A 16,605-nucleotide genomic window follows, 5' to 3' on the forward strand; every position below is an offset into this window, starting at 1 on the left:
TTAGCCATTAAAAAATTGGCACCAACTTATTAAATTTATGGTGTAAATAGTTTTTAATATTATAATTTTTTAAAGTACTTTTAAATTTTTGATGGGAGGTTTTATGATGAAAAAAATAGTTTCGGGTTTGGTAATTTCTGCTATGCTTTTATTTTCTATGATGGGGTATATGTTTGATGTGCAAGTTTATGGTCAGACAGAAATTATGGATCCTGTGTTTTCTCACGAAGGAGGCTTTTATTCAAGTCCTTTTACTTTAGAAATAGCATCTATGGTTGCTCCAAACAACTTAAACTATACCATTTATTATACAACAGATGGTTCTGAACCATCACCTGGTTCTTCAAGTACTAATGAGTATAGCAATGGTATACAAATAACAGATAGATCACAAGATCCAAATGTATTTTCAATGATAGAATATCAACCACCAGGTCACGGTGGTGGCGGAGGCGACTTCGGCGGAGGAGACTGGGACTTCGGTGGCGGAGACTGGGACTTCGGCGGCGATTTTGGTGCATTTAACACAGATAACGATGTAAGTACCATGAACGACGACGATTGGGACTTCGGCGGCGGAGGTGACTTCGGCGGCGGAGGTTTTATGGACTTTAATCCTGATCCATGGAGAGAACCAGATGGACTTGTATTTAAAAGTACACCTGTAAGGGCAGTTGCAGTTGCATCAGATGGGACAAAAAGTGATATAATTACACATACATATTTTGTTGATCCAAATATGAGCAGCAGATATAGACTTCCAGTAATTTCTGTAACCACTGATGCTGATAGTTTTTTTCATGAGGAAACAGGTATATTTAGGGGACATAATGCTGAAAACAGAGGTAGAGAATGGGAAAGACCAGTACATGTAGAGCTCTTCGAAGAAGATGGCACACTTGGTTTGGCTCAAAATGCTGGTGCAAGAGTACATGGAGGCTTTACAAGAAACTTTCAGCAAAAAACTCTTCGTTTATACGCTAGAAGAGATTATGATGATCAGCACTGGTTTGAGTATGAGTTTTTCCCTGGATATGAACAAACAGGCACTGGGGAACAAATGGATCGTCACAAAAGACTTATACTTAGGAATTCAGGTAATGACTGGATGGAAACAATGATAAGAGATGGTCTGATGCAAACTCTTATGATGCATATGTCACATGACCTTCAGGCACTAAGACAGTCTGTAGTGTTTATTAACGGGGAATTCTGGGGAATAGCTAACATAAGAGAGCGTTTTTGCCACAGATATGTTCAATCACATTTTCCTGATATCGACAACGATAGAGTTGCTATGCTTGATGTAAAAGTAACTCAAGAGTTTGAAATAGATTCAGGAAGTCAGGCTGATTTAGATGACTATGTAAATAACGTTATACGCTATGTTGAAACAAATGATATGAGTAGATCTGAGCCCTATGAAACAATAAAGGAAAGAATTGACATAGAGACATTTTTAGATCATTATACTTCTCGGATTTACTTATCAGACACAGACTGGCCTGGAAACAACAAGGTTATATGGAGATATAACACTGAAAGTGGTTCCTATGAACCTGATGCACCTTATGCATTAGACGGTAGATGGAGATTTGCTATAAAAGATACTGATTTTGGTTTTGATCTTTCATATGGTGGAGATGTAGATACTGATATGATAAGTCACGCTACTTCTTCTGATGGCGGATTTGGTGGTATATCAGCTACATGGCCTGATTCAGTTGCTTTATTTGATAACTTGCTTCATAATCAAGAATTTAGATTTGATTTTATAAATCGTCTTTCTGACCACTTAAATACTGCATTCACTCCTGAGAGAGTTAATAATGTTATTGATGAATTAAGTGGAAATATTTCTTATGCAATAGATGAACATAACGCTAGATGGAATTATAGAATTCAAAACTGGGATCAAGAAGTAAATATACTTAGAAACTTTGCTGACAATCGTGTGCCATATGTGAGACAACATGTACAACACAACTTTGGAAACGATGTTAATGGAGAGGCAACTATAAATGTTAGCACTGACAGATCAAGAGGTTTTGTAAGGGTAAATTCAATTGACATAAATGAAAGCACTCCAGGAGTTTACGATTCAAGCAGCTGGAGCGGAGTTTACTTTGATGGTGTTCCTATAACTGTTACAGCAGTACCAGAGGAAGGCTATGAGTTTGAAAGATGGGAAGGAGTAAGTGGAGTTAATCAGGAATCTGAAACAATAACATTTAATCCTCAAAATAATATGACTATATCACCTGTTTTCACTGAGAAAAGCATAGATGATGAAGATGATGATTCATCAGTGTTGGTTGGAGATATAAATGGAGATGGTATAATTGACTCTACAGACTATGTTTTATTAAGCAGATATATATTAGATATATCTGATATACCTGTAGATAATAAACTTGCTGTAGCTGATTTAAATTCAGATGGAGTAATAGATTCTACAGATTGTGTTATATTACAAAGATATCTTCTTGATACCATTCAAGAGCTTCCACTTAGGTAGCATTACTGATAAAATAAAAGTGAGGGAGCAAATTGCTCTCTCACTTTTATTTTATTCTAAGACTCCACCTGAAGTCTCGATGGTTTAGCTTTAGCTAAACGAGTTCACTTTGTCTAATTTAAAAACTTGCCTTAAAAACCGGGTGTATATATTAAATGTGACGAACAATGTTTCTTCCATATTTTCATTCACATAAATAACATGCACCCTTAAAAACCTGATATTATAATATTTGAAAAAAGAAATGCCGATAGAATAAATATATATATCAGGAGGATAAAGTGCCATGTTAAAATCAAAATTCTTAATACTTGTTTTATGCATATCTTTTATAATACCTTCTTTTTCTTCATATTCAGCAAATCATAATATCGCCCCAAACTCTACAGCTTTTATACTTATCGATGCAAATTCTGATACAGTTATTTGTGAAAAGAATTCTGATATAAAATTGCATCCTGCAAGTGTATCAAAAATTATGACGGCAATACTGGCAATCGAACTTGGGGATTTTTCAAAACCATATATTGCAAGTCATTTGTCAGTAAGAGAAATAGGATTAGGTGGTTCTAATGCCAGTATACAGGCTGGAGAAGAGATATATTTAAATGATCTTTTACACCTTTTGATGCTTGTATCTGCAAATGATGCTGCAAACATTATTGCGGAAAACATAGCAGGAAATATAAGTGATTTTAAAAATTTAATGAATGAAAAAGCACGACGAATTGGTGCAAAAAACACTAACTTTTCCAACCCTATTGGTCTTGATGTTGAAGATGGTTATCCTGATAACAAAACAACAGCTAGAGATTTAGCCACTATAACACGTTACGCTATGTCTAATCAAACATTTAGAGATATAGTTTCAAAAAGTGAGTTTGTTGTACCTGCCACTAATAGGAGAGGGGCAAGGCATATAAAGACAACAAACCACTTTTTACGAGATATAAACTATAATAAGCTTCTCTACACAGTAAATGGCGTTAAAACAGGTTATACAAAAGCAGCCCTTAATACAGGTGTATTTTCTGCTAGAAATGATGAAGGAGCAGAGTTAATATGTGTAGTTATGAGAAATGGAAACAGAACAAATATGTTTGAAGAAATAAAACAACTTTTTGACTATGGATTTACTCAAAACTCAATAGATTTGCAAGAAAGCTTTTATGATATAAGATTTAGATGGTCTAAAGAACAAATAAATTTCTTTTTTAAAAAAGGGTATATTAAAGGTTATGGTGATGGTTCTTTTAAGCCCCGTAACGAGGCCACAAAAGAAGAATTCATAAGCCTTTTGATGAAAATAAAAGGAGTTATTCCTGATGAAAATCAGAAATATTGGTCCAAAACATATATTGAAGAGGCAATAAATAAAGGATTTATTGATTTTTCATGGCACAGTGATAGAAAGGATACAATAAGCCGTTTAGAATCTATACTTGTCCTCTCTAATGTAATAGGTGATGATTTTACCATTAATAAAGAAAAGCATGTGTCAACAATTCTTGATATGAGTAATTTTTCTAATTTAGATGCCAACACCTCAAATTACATTATAAAGGTATATGATTGTGGAATAATAAGTGGCTATAATGGAGATTTATTTTTAGATAATACTTCAACAAGAGAAGAAATGATTGCTATGATTGATAACTACTTAAAATTTAAATCAGATATAAATTAAGCACCTTAAAACTCCACCTTATAAAAGGTGGCGCTTAGTCTCCATGAAGCCTCTAAGTTTAGCTTTAGTTAAACGAATTTACATAAGCATGATACTATACCTATTCGATGTCAATAAGTGGAATTTTGTTATCTGAAGCAAATTTAGAAATCTCTCTTTTGTATTGGTCAAAACGATCCCAATCCATAGGCTTTGTAATTATTACAGGAGATTTTACTCCTTTAACACGAATTTCTATTTTTTCTGTTACTTTTTTAGAAAATATTTTTGACACAGTAAAATAGCCCAACCTAATCTCCTCTATCTGTGAGTGGTTTACAAAAACATGCCTACCCTTTTTTGTTAGAATAGTAACTCCTGTCCAGTCCCTATTACATGTCATTAGTCTATCGCTTTTATTCATAATATTTCCCTCCCAAACACAAAACTATTATTTTATATAGAACTTAATGAGTTTTTATAATGCAAACATATGGAAAATAAAACTGTTACATTATATAGCACTTTTAAGATTTAAAAAATAAAAATAAGGTTTACATTTCATCACAATTATATATAATATACATAAGATTTATATTTTTAATTGGCTCTGATTAGCTACATCACTATAATTATATTATACCATATCGTAGTATTAGGTGCAATCTAAGGATTAATTTCTTTACTATGATATACATTGACACTATATTTTTCAAAAGACATTCTATACTTGTACTATAAGAGCTTGAGTATTATAATAGGAGAATAAAAAAATATTTACATTGGAGGAGTAACAATGAAAGAAAATAATAATGAGCTTTTAAACTGGCTATTTAAAACATTTGCAATTAGAATTAGTTCTCATGATAAGCCTTTTTGGTATACATCGGGAACAATTGGACCTTATTATATAAACACCCATTTTTTATATGGTAGCGAAGAAAAAGCTACTGATTTATTAAACTATATAAATAAGGAAAAGGACAACAAATTGTCATGTCCTCAAAAACTTTTAAGTGAAACATATAATAATTATAAAACTGATGATGTTTACCGTGGTCTAATTGATAAGTTATGCTTATTTATAAAAGATAATATAGATATAAATGATATTGACTATATATCAGGTGGAGAAAGAAGAGATTGGTTTTTTTCTCTTCCTATATCAAAAATCCTTAAAAAGCCTCACATAGCAATATACAAGGATTTAGATACTGTTGTATCATATGATGGAAAAACTGAAAACTTAGAAAGTTTAAACAACGGAAAAGTATTACATATAGCAGATCTTATAACTGAAGCCTCAAGCTATGAAAGAGCTTGGATACCTGCTATTAAAGATAAGGGAGGAAAAATTAACTGGAGTGTTGTAGTTGTTGATAGAAAACAGGGGGGCGAAGAACTTTTACAGCGCAACGGAATTAAATCCTTATCAATGATAGACATAGATATTGATTTTTTCAAAAAAGTTTTGTCAATGGGCATTATCAATGATGAGCAATTCAAAATGCTAGAAAAATATCTAGATAACCCAAAAGAATCAATGAAAAACTTTTTAATAAAAAACCCTGACTTTTTAGAAAAGGCACTCTCTTCTGAAACCAAAGAAAGTGAAAGGGCAAAGCTTTGTATAGAAAAAAATATTTATGGATTAAAGTAAGCTTGCTTTCAATTTAGTTAAATATATAGAGCTTTATGTGGAAATTCTATTTTACATAAAGCTTATAATAAGAATTCCACCTTCTATGAGGTGGAATCTTAAAATATGATAAAATTTCTAAATATAGAATATCTGATATGAGATAGAAGGAGGAAAAATTTTGGAAAGAAAAAGCAAGTGTGTTTCAACAAAAGATATGGAAAAACAAAAGGAATTTATACAACTAGTTACAGATAAGCATGATGGAGAGATGAAAAAATACTATTTAAATACATTTGGGTGTCAAATGAATGAGCACGATTCTGAAAAACTGGCAGGTATGCTTTCTAATATGGGATATATTGAATCTGATGATGTAAATGACTCTAGTCTGATAATATTCAATACTTGTTGTGTTAGAGAACATGCAGAACAGAAGGTATATGGACATTTAGGAGCTTTAAAAAAGCTCAAAGAAGAGAATCCAGAACTTGTAATAGCTATATGTGGATGCATGATGCAACAGGAGAATGTAGTTAGTCATATCAATAAGACGTATAGACATGTTGACTTGATTTTCGGAACTCATAATTTGTATAAATTCCCAGAGCTTCTTTTCAAATCTTTTAATAACAACAAAACACTTATTGATGTATGGGATACAGATGGTAAGATTGTAGAAAATGTTCCTGTTGAAAGAAAAGACGGAGTTAAAGCATGGACTACAATTATGTATGGATGTAATAATTTTTGTTCATATTGTATTGTTCCCTATGTACGTGGAAGAGAGAGAAGCAGGGAGATTAAAGAGATTGAGAAAGAGGTAATGACATTAGGACGTCAAGAGTTTAAGGAGATAACACTTCTTGGGCAAAATGTAAACTCATATGGCAAGGATTTACCTCACAAATCAAGCTTTGCACAGCTTTTACATCAATTAGATAAAATCTCAGGAATTGAAAGGATTAGATTTTTAACATCTCACCCTAAAGATTTATCTGATGAGCTTATATATGCAATGAGGGATCTAAATAAAGTTTGCGAACACCTTCATCTTCCTTTTCAAGCTGGAAGTACAAAGGTTTTAAAAGAGATGAATAGAGGATATACAAAGGAAGAATATTTAGAACTTGTTATGAAAGTAAAAGAAAACATACCAGACATCTCACTAACAACAGACATTATAGTGGGATTTCCAGGTGAAACTGATGATGATTTTGAAGATACTTTAGACATCATAAAAAAGGTTCGCTTTGATTCTGCATATACATTTTTGTATTCAAAAAGAACAGGTACACCTGCTGCTAAATATGAAAATCAAGTTTTAGATAAAGTAAAAAAAGAAAGATTTGAAAGACTTTTGAATCTTCAAAATTCAATAAGTAAAGAGATTAATGAACCCTTTTTAGGAAAAAAATTAGAGGTTCTCGTTGAGGGAAAGAGTAAAACAAACAATGACATATATACAGGTAGAACAAGAGGAAATAAAATAGTTAATTTTGAGGCAAGTGATAAAGACATTTGTAAAATAAAAAATGTATTAATAGATAATATAAGAACCTGGTCTTTAGATGGCAAAATTGTATAATATAAAAAAATTAATAATACTCCCAAATACTATTATTTAAGCTATTAAACAGTTCTCAAAAAGAAAAATTTAGAATTTTCTATTGAGAAAATTAACAAACTAAACGATACTATATATAAGAAAAACAAAAGATTTTGATTAAAATGTCTAATATGTTGATAAAATAAGAAGTATACTGTTTAAGCAATGTCTTATTAAGCAATGTCTTAGAAATAGTTTATTTAACATGAGAGGATATACTTATGAAAATATTGATTTCAGCTATTACTGCTTTAATATTGTGCTTTTCTTCCATCACAATATTTGAAGTACATGGTGATGGAGAAATAAATGTTACTGTCAATGACTCGATGATAGAATTTGATGTAAGCCCTATTATCGTAAATGGCAGGACTATGGTTCCTGTAAGAGGGGTCTTTGAATCACTAGATGCAAAGGTTTCGTGGTTTGAAGAAACAAAGACAGTTCTTGTTTTAAAAGAAAACACAAGAATTTACTTAATTGTTGACAGTTTAAACGCCTATGTAAATGAAGAATTGGTTAAACTTGATGTTCCAGCTAAAATAATAAATGGGAGAACTTTGGTTCCTATAAGGTTTATTTCAGAAACTTTAGGTGCTAAGGTATCTTGGGATGAAAATAATAGAACAGTGAGGATAGATGTAGACAATTATCCTTATTCATATAATGAATCAATGAGTATTGAATATTTAAGTGAAAAATATCAGGACAATATGGAATTTCTCATTGGTTCACCTTTAGAGTATATTGAGTTTCTTTTTGGTATACCTGACAGAGTAGATTTGAGTAAATATGGATTTGATTGGTATATATATAATTCTGATTTAGAAAAATATCTTATGATAGGAATAGAAGATGATACCGTAGTAGGCCTTTATTCTAACTCTAAGTACTATAAACTAAACGAAAATATAGGCTTTGCTACATCTAAACCAAAGGTATCTAAAACTTTTGGCAGCCCTTTGCAATATTACTTAAAAAACAATACACAATTTTTGCTTTCAAAAGAGAATAAAGACAATGATAAAGTTGAATATGAAGTATATAATATTAAAAATAGATATTATACTACAATTTTTTATGATATACATAATGACGAAAAAGTAACATCCTTTATGCTTATTGACTATGAAACTGAAAATTCTCTAGTTGGGTTTTATGGCGAACCTTCAAAGGAATTGACCAAAAGCTATGAACGACAAATATTTGACCTTGCAAATGCAGTAAGAAAAAGACATGATAAACCTTCTTTTGTACTAGATGAAAGAGCAGCTAATGTTGCAAGAGAGCACAGTAAAGATATGGCATTAAACAATTTTTTTGCTCATAAAAATTTAAAAGAGGAAAGCCCTTTTGACAGATTAAAAAATGGCGAAATCAGTTTTAGTTATGCAGGTGAAAACATTGCAGCAGGACAAATGTGTGGAATATTTGCTCACGAAGCATGGATGAATTCAAAAAAAGGACATAGAGAAGCTATTCTTGATGATTTCAAATACTTAGGCGTAGGTGTTTATTTAGACTCTACAGGGAATACTACATATACACAAAATTTTTATACACCACTAAAAAGTAGAAAACTTTTTTTCAGATTTTAATAGCTTAAAAAACAATAGGACAAGAAAATTCATTATTAATAGTGAATTTTCTTGATTTAAATATTAATTTTTAAGTTGTTTTATGATAAAATGATGTAATGTACAAGCTGAAATTTTGTGTTCAATGTCTTTTACAACATAGCAACGCAACAAAATAAATTAATTAAAAAGGGTGATTAATGTGGAAATCTTATCAAAAGCAAAAGAGCTTGGAACAATGATAGGGACATCAGAACAAATGAGTAGCTTTAAAAAATGGGAAGCAGATCTTGAAAGAGACCACAAAGCAAGGGCTATTTTACGAGAGTATCAAACTTTGCAGACTGAGATGGTAAGAGCTGCTCATGAAGACGCAGAAAAGGAAATATTGGATCAAATAAAGGAAAAACTAGTAGTTAAATTTGACGAAGTTAGTAATTGTGACATAACCAGAAATTATCTTGAGTCAAAAGATAAGCTTGACAACCTTATAAAAAAGGTAAATGATGTCTTGGTATACTCCATTACAGGTGATGACCCATGTTCACAAGAAAAATGTGGTTCATGTGGTGGAGGTTGCGGGTAAATTTATTACTTATGCAATGACTAAATAATGACATCGATGTGACAAATTATAGAGAGAGGTAAGATAAAATGGCAGCACTGACACCTATGATGCAGCAATATATTGAAATTAAGGAACAGTATAAAGATTGCATCCTTTTTTTCAGATTAGGGGATTTCTATGAAATGTTTTTTGAAGATGCTAAGACAGCATCTAGGGAACTTGAAATAACTCTAACCAGCAGGGAATGCGGATTAGATGAAAAGGCTCACATGTGTGGGGTTCCTTTTCATTCCGCTGATTCCTATATTGCTAAATTAATAAATAAAGGCTATAAAGTAGCTATTTGTGAACAGGTAGAAGACCCATCACAGGTTAAGGGAATAGTGAAAAGAGATGTGGTAAGGGTTGTTACGCCTGGAACAATAACTGAATCATCAATGCTTGAAGAAAAGAAAAACAATTATTTAATGTCCATATACAAGGTAAAAAATTATTTTGGATTGGCATTAACTGATCTTTCTACAGGGGAATTTGTGTCTACTTCAATAACATTAGGGAATACTTTAGGAAAGCTTTTAGATGAAATAGCAAAATTTTCTCCTTCTGAAATTGTAGTGAATATGGAATTTGAAGAGGATAAGAACTTGGTTAAATCTATAAAGGACAGATTTAATGTGTATATCTCTTCAATTGATGATAGATATTTTTCTAAGGATTTTTCAAGTGATAAATTAAAGAGTTATTTTACAGATTATGAATTTGAAATAAATGATTTCAATTTATATATAAATGCTTCAGGTGCTCTTTTAGAGTATCTTGAACAAACACAAAAAATAAATTTAAGCCATATTCAAAGTTTTAGTACTTACGAAATAGAAGAATATATGGTTTTAGATATTTCAACTAGGAGAAATCTAGAACTTACTGAAACCATGAGAGAAAAAACTAGAAAAGGTTCTCTCCTTTGGGTTTTAGATAGGACAATGACATCTATGGGAGGAAGAACTTTAAGAAAATGGATTGAACAACCGCTAATCAATGTATATGATATAAAAGACAGACTAAACAGTGTAAATGAGTTAAAAGAAAGCTTTATGATAAGGATGGAAATAAGAGAGCTTTTAAAGAGAGTTTATGATATCGAAAGACTTATGGGGAAAGTTATTTTAGGTAGTGCAAACTGTAGAGACTTAATTGCAATTAAGAATTCAATAGCTCAAATACCCTATATTAAACAACTTTTAAATGATCTTAATGAAAGTCTTAACATTAAATATCATGACGAGCTGGATGCTCTTTTAGATGTATGTGACTTTTTAGAAAGAGCAATTATTGATGAACCACCTGTTTCGGTAAAAGAAGGTGGAATTATTAAAGAGGGCTTTAATGAAGATGTAGATAAATACAGAAAAGCATCAACAGAAGGCAAGAACTGGATTGCATCTCTTGAAAGCTCAGAGCGACAAAAAACAGGTATTAAAAATCTAAAAATTGGATATAACAAGGTATTTGGATATTACATAGAAGTTACTAAATCATATTATTCTCAGGTTCCTATGGAATATGTGAGAAAACAAACCCTTTCAAACTGTGAAAGGTATATAACAGATGAATTAAAAAAGATTGAGGATACTGTTTTAGGGGCTCAGGAGAGACTTATTGAAGTTGAATACAATTTATTTACTAAAATCAGAGAACAAGTATGTGAACAGATAAATAGAATAAAATCAACAGCAAAGGCACTTTCAAATATTGATGTTTTATGTGCTTTAGCAGAAGTTGCAGACAGGGAAGACTATTCTATGCCTAAAGTTACAACTGATAATGATATAGATATTACTGATGGACGCCACCCTGTAGTTGAAAAAATGATTGATGAAGGTGAATTTGTACCTAATGATACATATCTTGACAAAGAAGATAATTTAATTTCAATCATTACAGGACCTAATATGTCTGGTAAATCAACATATATGAGACAGGTTGCATTAATTGTTCTTATGGCACAAATAGGTAGTTTTGTACCAGCTGAAAGTGCTAAAATTGGAGTTGTTGACAGAGTATTTACTAGGGTAGGAGCCTCAGATGATTTGGCATCAGGACAAAGTACCTTTATGGTTGAAATGACAGAGGTTGCAAATATATTAAATAATGCAACCTGCAAAAGCCTTTTGATTTTAGATGAAATCGGAAGAGGAACCAGTACATACGATGGTCTCAGCATTGCGTGGTCTGTTATTGAATTTACAGCCAATAAAGAAAAACTTGGGGCACGAACGCTTTTTGCAACTCATTACCACGAACTTACAGAACTAGAAAATAGCATGGATGGTATAAAAAACTACTGTATTGCTGTTGAAGAAGATGGGGATGACATTATCTTTTTAAGAAAAATCGAAAGAGGAGGAGCTGATGACAGCTATGGAATTCAAGTTGCAAAGCTTGCTGGAGTACCTCTTCCTGTCGTAAACAGAGCAAAAGAAATACTAAAAGAACTAGAAAGTGCAGATATAAATAAAAAAGAATCCAGAACAAAAAAAGGCAAAAAACCTATTGGTGGTCAAATTGATGTTTTCTCATTTAATACTGCTCAAAGAAGTAGTAATGAAGTTTTAATCGACTTAAAAGATATGGATATCAGCACACTTACCCCATTAGATGCATTAAATGTACTATACAACCTTCAAAAAAAAGTAAAGAATTGTGGTTGATTATATAAATAGGAAAGGTTTTGTTTATGGGACAAATTGTAATACTTGATGAAAATACATCAAATCAAATAGCCGCTGGTGAAGTTGTAGAAAAACCTGCATCGGTTGTAAAAGAGCTTGTAGAAAATTCAATTGATGCAAAAAGCTCAAATATATCAATAGAAATTCAAAAAGGTGGAGTAGCTCAAATTAAAGTGGTTGACAATGGCTGTGGAATGCAGGAAGATGATGTTCAAATTGCCTTTGAAAGACATGCCACAAGCAAGATTAGAAGTTCTAACGATTTAGAAGCTATTTCAACTTTAGGGTTTAGAGGTGAGGCATTAGCAAGTATAGCCTCTGTATCTTTTGTAGATCTTACGTCTAGAACAAAGGATAAATCATTTGGAAATCATGTTAAGATAAGAGGTGGAGTGTTAGAAGATATAAGCCAGACAGGCTGCCCTGTTGGAACAACCTTTATCGTAAAGGACTTGTTTTTTAATACACCTGCAAGGTTTAAATTTTTAAAAAAAGATTCTACCGAAGCAGGATATATTTCAGATATGGTAAATAGAATAGCATTAGGTAATCCTCATATATCATTTAAACTTATAAACAACAAAAAGACAGTTTTGCGTACACCGGGAAATAATGACCTTATTAGTACAATATTTAGTCTATATGGAAAGGAAACAGCAAAAGAGTGTATAAAAGTTTCTTATAAAGATGAAATGTTTGAGATATCAGGATATGCTGGAAAGCCTTCTATAGCTAGATCAACTAGAAAGTGGCAGTCTATCTATATTAACGGAAGGTATATAAAAAATAAAGTTATCTCGGCAGCCATTGATGAGGCTTATAAAACCAGCCTTATGAAAAATAAATTTGCTTTTGTTGTTTTAAATATAAAAATTAATCCTGTTTTAGTTGATGTAAATGTTCATCCTACAAAGATGGAAGTGAGATTTACAAAAGAACAGGATATATTCAGAGCGGTATATCATGCTGTAAATAATGCACTTTTAAGTAAGTCTCTTATGAAAAATATAAAGATTGAGGACAAAAAAAGAAATGCTTTTAAGTATGAAGAGAGTAAGAAAGAGATTGACTATATCCAGCAGGGAATTAAAACTGTTCAAAATGATAATGTAAGTTCTAACATCAGTGTATCTGAAAATATACAAAATGAACCTTTAGAACCTATAAAAAAAGACGTTACAAAAAGTGAATCTTTAGAAAATAAAACTATTGTTAAAAAATCTTTAGATAATATGCTAAAAAAAGAGGAAAAACCTGTTGAAACAGAGAAAATACAAATAGATAAAAAATTTAAAGAAGATATAACTAATGTTAATAAACCTGAAGTATCTAAAAAAATAAAGGAAGAAATTAAAAAAGAAAAAATATCATATAAAAACCTTGAAAATAATAAAAATGAAGAGCATAATAAAAAAGATGAAACTAATAAAGGGAGTATGCTTTCTAATTCAAAAATCATAGGACAAATTTTTTCAACATATATTATACTCCAAAATGGCGAAAACCTGATTTTAATTGATCAGCATGCTGCCCATGAAAGAATAATGTTTGAAAAGTTAAAAGAAAAGTACTATAAAAGAGAAAACTTAGCTCAATATTTATTAGAACCTGTTGTTTTAGAACTTACAAATCAGGAGATAGGCTTTATAAATGATAAAAATGAAACATTAAATAAATTAGGTTTTATTATTGAAAACTTTGGTAATAATTCTATTATATTAAGGTCGGTTCCTTCAAGTAGTGAAAGGGAAGGTATAAAAGAAGCATTTTTAGATATTTTAGACTTTTTAATGTCTGAGAACAAAAAAGATGATGTCTACATTGTAGAAGAAATACTTTATAAAATGGCATGTAAATCAGCTGTCAAAGCTAATGTAAGACTTGATGACATTGAAATTTCAAATATTTTAAAAGAGCTTTCTTACATAAAAAACCCATATACCTGTCCTCACGGCAGGCCGACAATTATTAAAATTACAAAACATGAATTGGAAAAGATGTTTAAAAGGATAGTTTAAGGATATGAATAATGTAATAGTCGTTGTTGGTCCTACAGCTTCAGGAAAAACAAAAGCTTCAATAGGGCTTGCTAAAGAAATACAAGGAGAGATAGTGTCAGCAGACTCAATGCAGGTGTATAAGTACATGGACATTGGAACTGCTAAACCTTCTAATGAAGAAATGGATGGAATAAAACACCATCTTATAAATGAAATAACACCTGACACAGAGTTTAGTGTTGCAAAATATCAGCAATTAGCATACAAATATATTGATGAAATTTTAAAAAAAGATAAAGTCCCAATAGTATGTGGTGGCACAGGGCTTTATATAAATTCCCTTATTTACAACATTGAATTTGCCGATACTGTTTGTGATTGGGAATTGAGAAGAAAGCTTGAAAAAGAGGCAAAAGAGTATGGAAATGAATATATATATAACAAATTAAAAGCCATTGACCCAAAAGCTACTGAAAAAATACATAAAAATAATGTTAAAAGGGTAATACGGGCTATTGAAGTTTATAGTTGCACCAACAAGCCAATTTCTTTACACCAGGAGGAATCATTAAAAAACCCTCCAAAGTATAACTATATTGTTATAGGTCTTACTAAAGAAAGAAAAAGGCTTTATGAAGATATAGAAAAAAGAGTAGATATAATGATAAAGGAGGGGCTTGTTGAGGAAGTGAAAAATTTAATTGAAATGGGGTATGATAAAGATACTATTGCTATGCAAGGATTAGGTTATAAGGAAATAATGTCATATATAAAGGGGGAACTTTCTAAAGAAGAATCTTTATATATCTTAAAAAGGGACACAAGACGATATGCAAAAAGACAGATTACCTGGTTTAAGAAACTTAAAGATATTTGCTGGATTAATGTAGATGAGATAAAGGGAGAAAAAGAAATTCTAGAAAAAATGAAATATCATATTGCAAGGTGTGGAATTATCTTGTAGAATGTAAGTTGTAGCATGTATTTTTATTTAAAGAATTAATCGTTTTATATGAAAGAAAGAAAATAAAGAGAGAAAAAGAGGAGGATTATTTGTGAATAAGAATAATATTAATTTACAAGATGTCTTTTTAAATCAGGTAAGGAAAGAACATATTGCTGTTACAATCTATCTTACCAATGGATTTCAATTAAAGGGAATGGTAAAGGGATTTGACAATTTTACCGTTGTTTTAGATAGCGAAGGGAGACAGCAACTAATTTACAAGCATGCTATATCTACAATTAGTCCAATGAAATTGGTTAATCTAATTTTTAATGACCCCAGGGCAGAACAATAATTTAAAATAATCAAAATAAATACTTACAAGTATATTTATTTTTAAAATTTATATGCTACTAAACTTAGATTAAAAAAGGTAATCTATTAAAAAAATCTTGTAGTTCCTTTAAATTATGACATGTAAATAAAAAGAGGCTTCCATTTAAGAGGAAGTCTCTTTTTGTGTCTCTTCTTAATTTACATTTTTCTAAAGACACCTATAACCTTGCCTAAAATTGATAAATTATCCTTTACAATAATAGGGTCTAAATATTTGTTTTCAGGTTGAAGTCTCACATGTTCTTTTTCCCGATAAAAAGTTTTTACAGTTGCTTCATCTTCAATAAGTGCAACAACAATATCTCCATTTGTTGCAATAGACTGTTGCTTTATCAATATATAGTCATTATCAAAAATACCAGCTTCTATCATGCTGTCTCCTCTTACCTTCAACATAAATGATGAAGAATTTTGAACAAAATCTACAGGAAGAGGGAAAGTATCTTCTATATTTTCAACAGCTAATATAGGTTGACCAGCTGTAACCTTTCCAACTATAGGAACATCAACAAGTTCTTTTCTAGAATATATCTCATCAGATTCTTTAAGTTTCTCTTCTTTACTATTTTTTATAACTTTTAGTGCACGTGGTTTTGAAGGATCTTTTACTATATACCCTTCACGTTTTAATTTCTCTAAGTAACTGTGCACTGTTGAGGTGGATTTAAATCCGACAGCTCTGCATATTTCTCTTACTGAAGGTGGATAACCTTTAGTTTCTATTTCTTTATTTAAAAAATCAAGAATATCATTTTGTTTTTTAGTAAGTTTATTTTCCATTTTTTCACCTCTAAAAATATTTGTTTAAGGGTATTATATCATATTATTTGAAAAAATCAAACTAATGTTCGATGGTATTTCGAAAAAAGCATTGACAAAAGAACTAATGTTCGATATAATTTTCCTATAAGAACATACGTTCTAACAGGAAATTGTTTTAGGAGATGGTGGTTT

12 protein-coding genes are annotated in these 16,605 nt (G+C 31.0%); 10 read left to right on the forward strand and 2 right to left on the reverse strand.

The window, feature by feature from the left end; genetic code table 11:
* Positions 1 to 106 precede the first annotated feature (106 nt).
* Both RBH29_RS11240 and RBH29_RS11245 read left to right on the forward strand, forming a co-directional pair.
* A complete protein-coding gene (locus tag RBH29_RS11240) occupies positions 107 to 2,518 on the forward strand; it encodes a CotH kinase family protein (RefSeq protein WP_306696921.1) in 2,412 nt (803 codons plus the stop codon).
* A gap of 286 nt (positions 2,519 to 2,804) precedes the next feature.
* Positions 2,805 to 4,205, forward strand: coding sequence for an S-layer homology domain-containing protein (locus RBH29_RS11245; RefSeq protein WP_306696922.1), 1,401 nt, complete (start codon positions 2,805 to 2,807; stop codon positions 4,203 to 4,205).
* A gap of 100 nt (positions 4,206 to 4,305) precedes the next feature.
* Here the strand turns inward: RBH29_RS11245 and RBH29_RS11250 are convergent, their stop codons facing one another.
* The gene (locus RBH29_RS11250; protein WP_306696923.1) at positions 4,306 to 4,608 is read right to left on the reverse strand and encodes a hypothetical protein; all 303 of its coding nucleotides are present in this window, start codon (positions 4,606 to 4,608) and stop codon (positions 4,306 to 4,308) included.
* A 372-nt stretch (positions 4,609 to 4,980) separates the two neighbouring features.
* Between RBH29_RS11250 and RBH29_RS11255 the strand changes: the two genes are divergently transcribed.
* From RBH29_RS11255 to hfq, 8 genes are all read left to right on the forward strand, one after another.
* Positions 4,981 to 5,844, forward strand: coding sequence for an orotate phosphoribosyltransferase (locus tag RBH29_RS11255; RefSeq protein ID WP_306696924.1), 864 nt, complete (start codon positions 4,981 to 4,983; stop codon positions 5,842 to 5,844).
* Positions 5,845 to 6,094: 250 nt separating this feature from the next.
* Positions 6,095 to 7,411: a tRNA (N6-isopentenyl adenosine(37)-C2)-methylthiotransferase MiaB gene (gene miaB / locus RBH29_RS11260; RefSeq protein WP_459076777.1), complete on the forward strand. Its 1,317-nt coding sequence runs from the start codon at positions 6,095 to 6,097 to the stop codon at positions 7,409 to 7,411.
* A 242-nt stretch (positions 7,412 to 7,653) separates the two neighbouring features.
* Entirely contained in the window at positions 7,654 to 9,030 is a 1,377-nt protein-coding gene (locus RBH29_RS11265; protein WP_306696925.1) for a stalk domain-containing protein, read from the forward strand.
* 181 nt (positions 9,031 to 9,211) lie between these two features.
* Positions 9,212 to 9,595 carry a YlbF/YmcA family competence regulator gene (locus RBH29_RS11270; RefSeq protein ID WP_306696926.1) on the forward strand — a complete coding sequence of 128 codons (384 nt, stop codon included), beginning with the start codon at positions 9,212 to 9,214 and terminating at the stop codon, positions 9,593 to 9,595.
* 68 nt (positions 9,596 to 9,663) lie between these two features.
* Positions 9,664 to 12,288 carry a DNA mismatch repair protein MutS gene (gene mutS / locus RBH29_RS11275; protein WP_306696927.1) on the forward strand — a complete coding sequence of 875 codons (2,625 nt, stop codon included), beginning with the start codon at positions 9,664 to 9,666 and terminating at the stop codon, positions 12,286 to 12,288.
* A 26-nt stretch (positions 12,289 to 12,314) separates the two neighbouring features.
* Entirely contained in the window at positions 12,315 to 14,327 is a 2,013-nt protein-coding gene (gene mutL, locus RBH29_RS11280) for a DNA mismatch repair endonuclease MutL (protein WP_306696928.1), read from the forward strand.
* 4 nt (positions 14,328 to 14,331) lie between these two features.
* Entirely contained in the window at positions 14,332 to 15,273 is a 942-nt protein-coding gene (miaA, locus tag RBH29_RS11285; RefSeq protein ID WP_306696929.1) for a tRNA (adenosine(37)-N6)-dimethylallyltransferase MiaA, read from the forward strand.
* Between the two features lie 91 nt (positions 15,274 to 15,364).
* Positions 15,365 to 15,610, forward strand: coding sequence for an RNA chaperone Hfq (gene hfq / locus RBH29_RS11290; RefSeq protein ID WP_306696930.1), 246 nt, complete (start codon positions 15,365 to 15,367; stop codon positions 15,608 to 15,610).
* A 179-nt stretch (positions 15,611 to 15,789) separates the two neighbouring features.
* Here the strand turns inward: hfq and lexA are convergent, their stop codons facing one another.
* The gene (gene lexA, locus RBH29_RS11295; protein WP_306696931.1) at positions 15,790 to 16,431 is read right to left on the reverse strand and encodes a transcriptional repressor LexA; all 642 of its coding nucleotides are present in this window, start codon (positions 16,429 to 16,431) and stop codon (positions 15,790 to 15,792) included.
* Positions 16,432 to 16,605: the final 174 nt, after the last annotated feature.

The sequence above is a fragment of the Herbivorax alkaliphila genome (assembly GCF_030848475.1).
GTDB lineage: Bacteria > Bacillota > Clostridia > Acetivibrionales > Acetivibrionaceae > Herbivorax.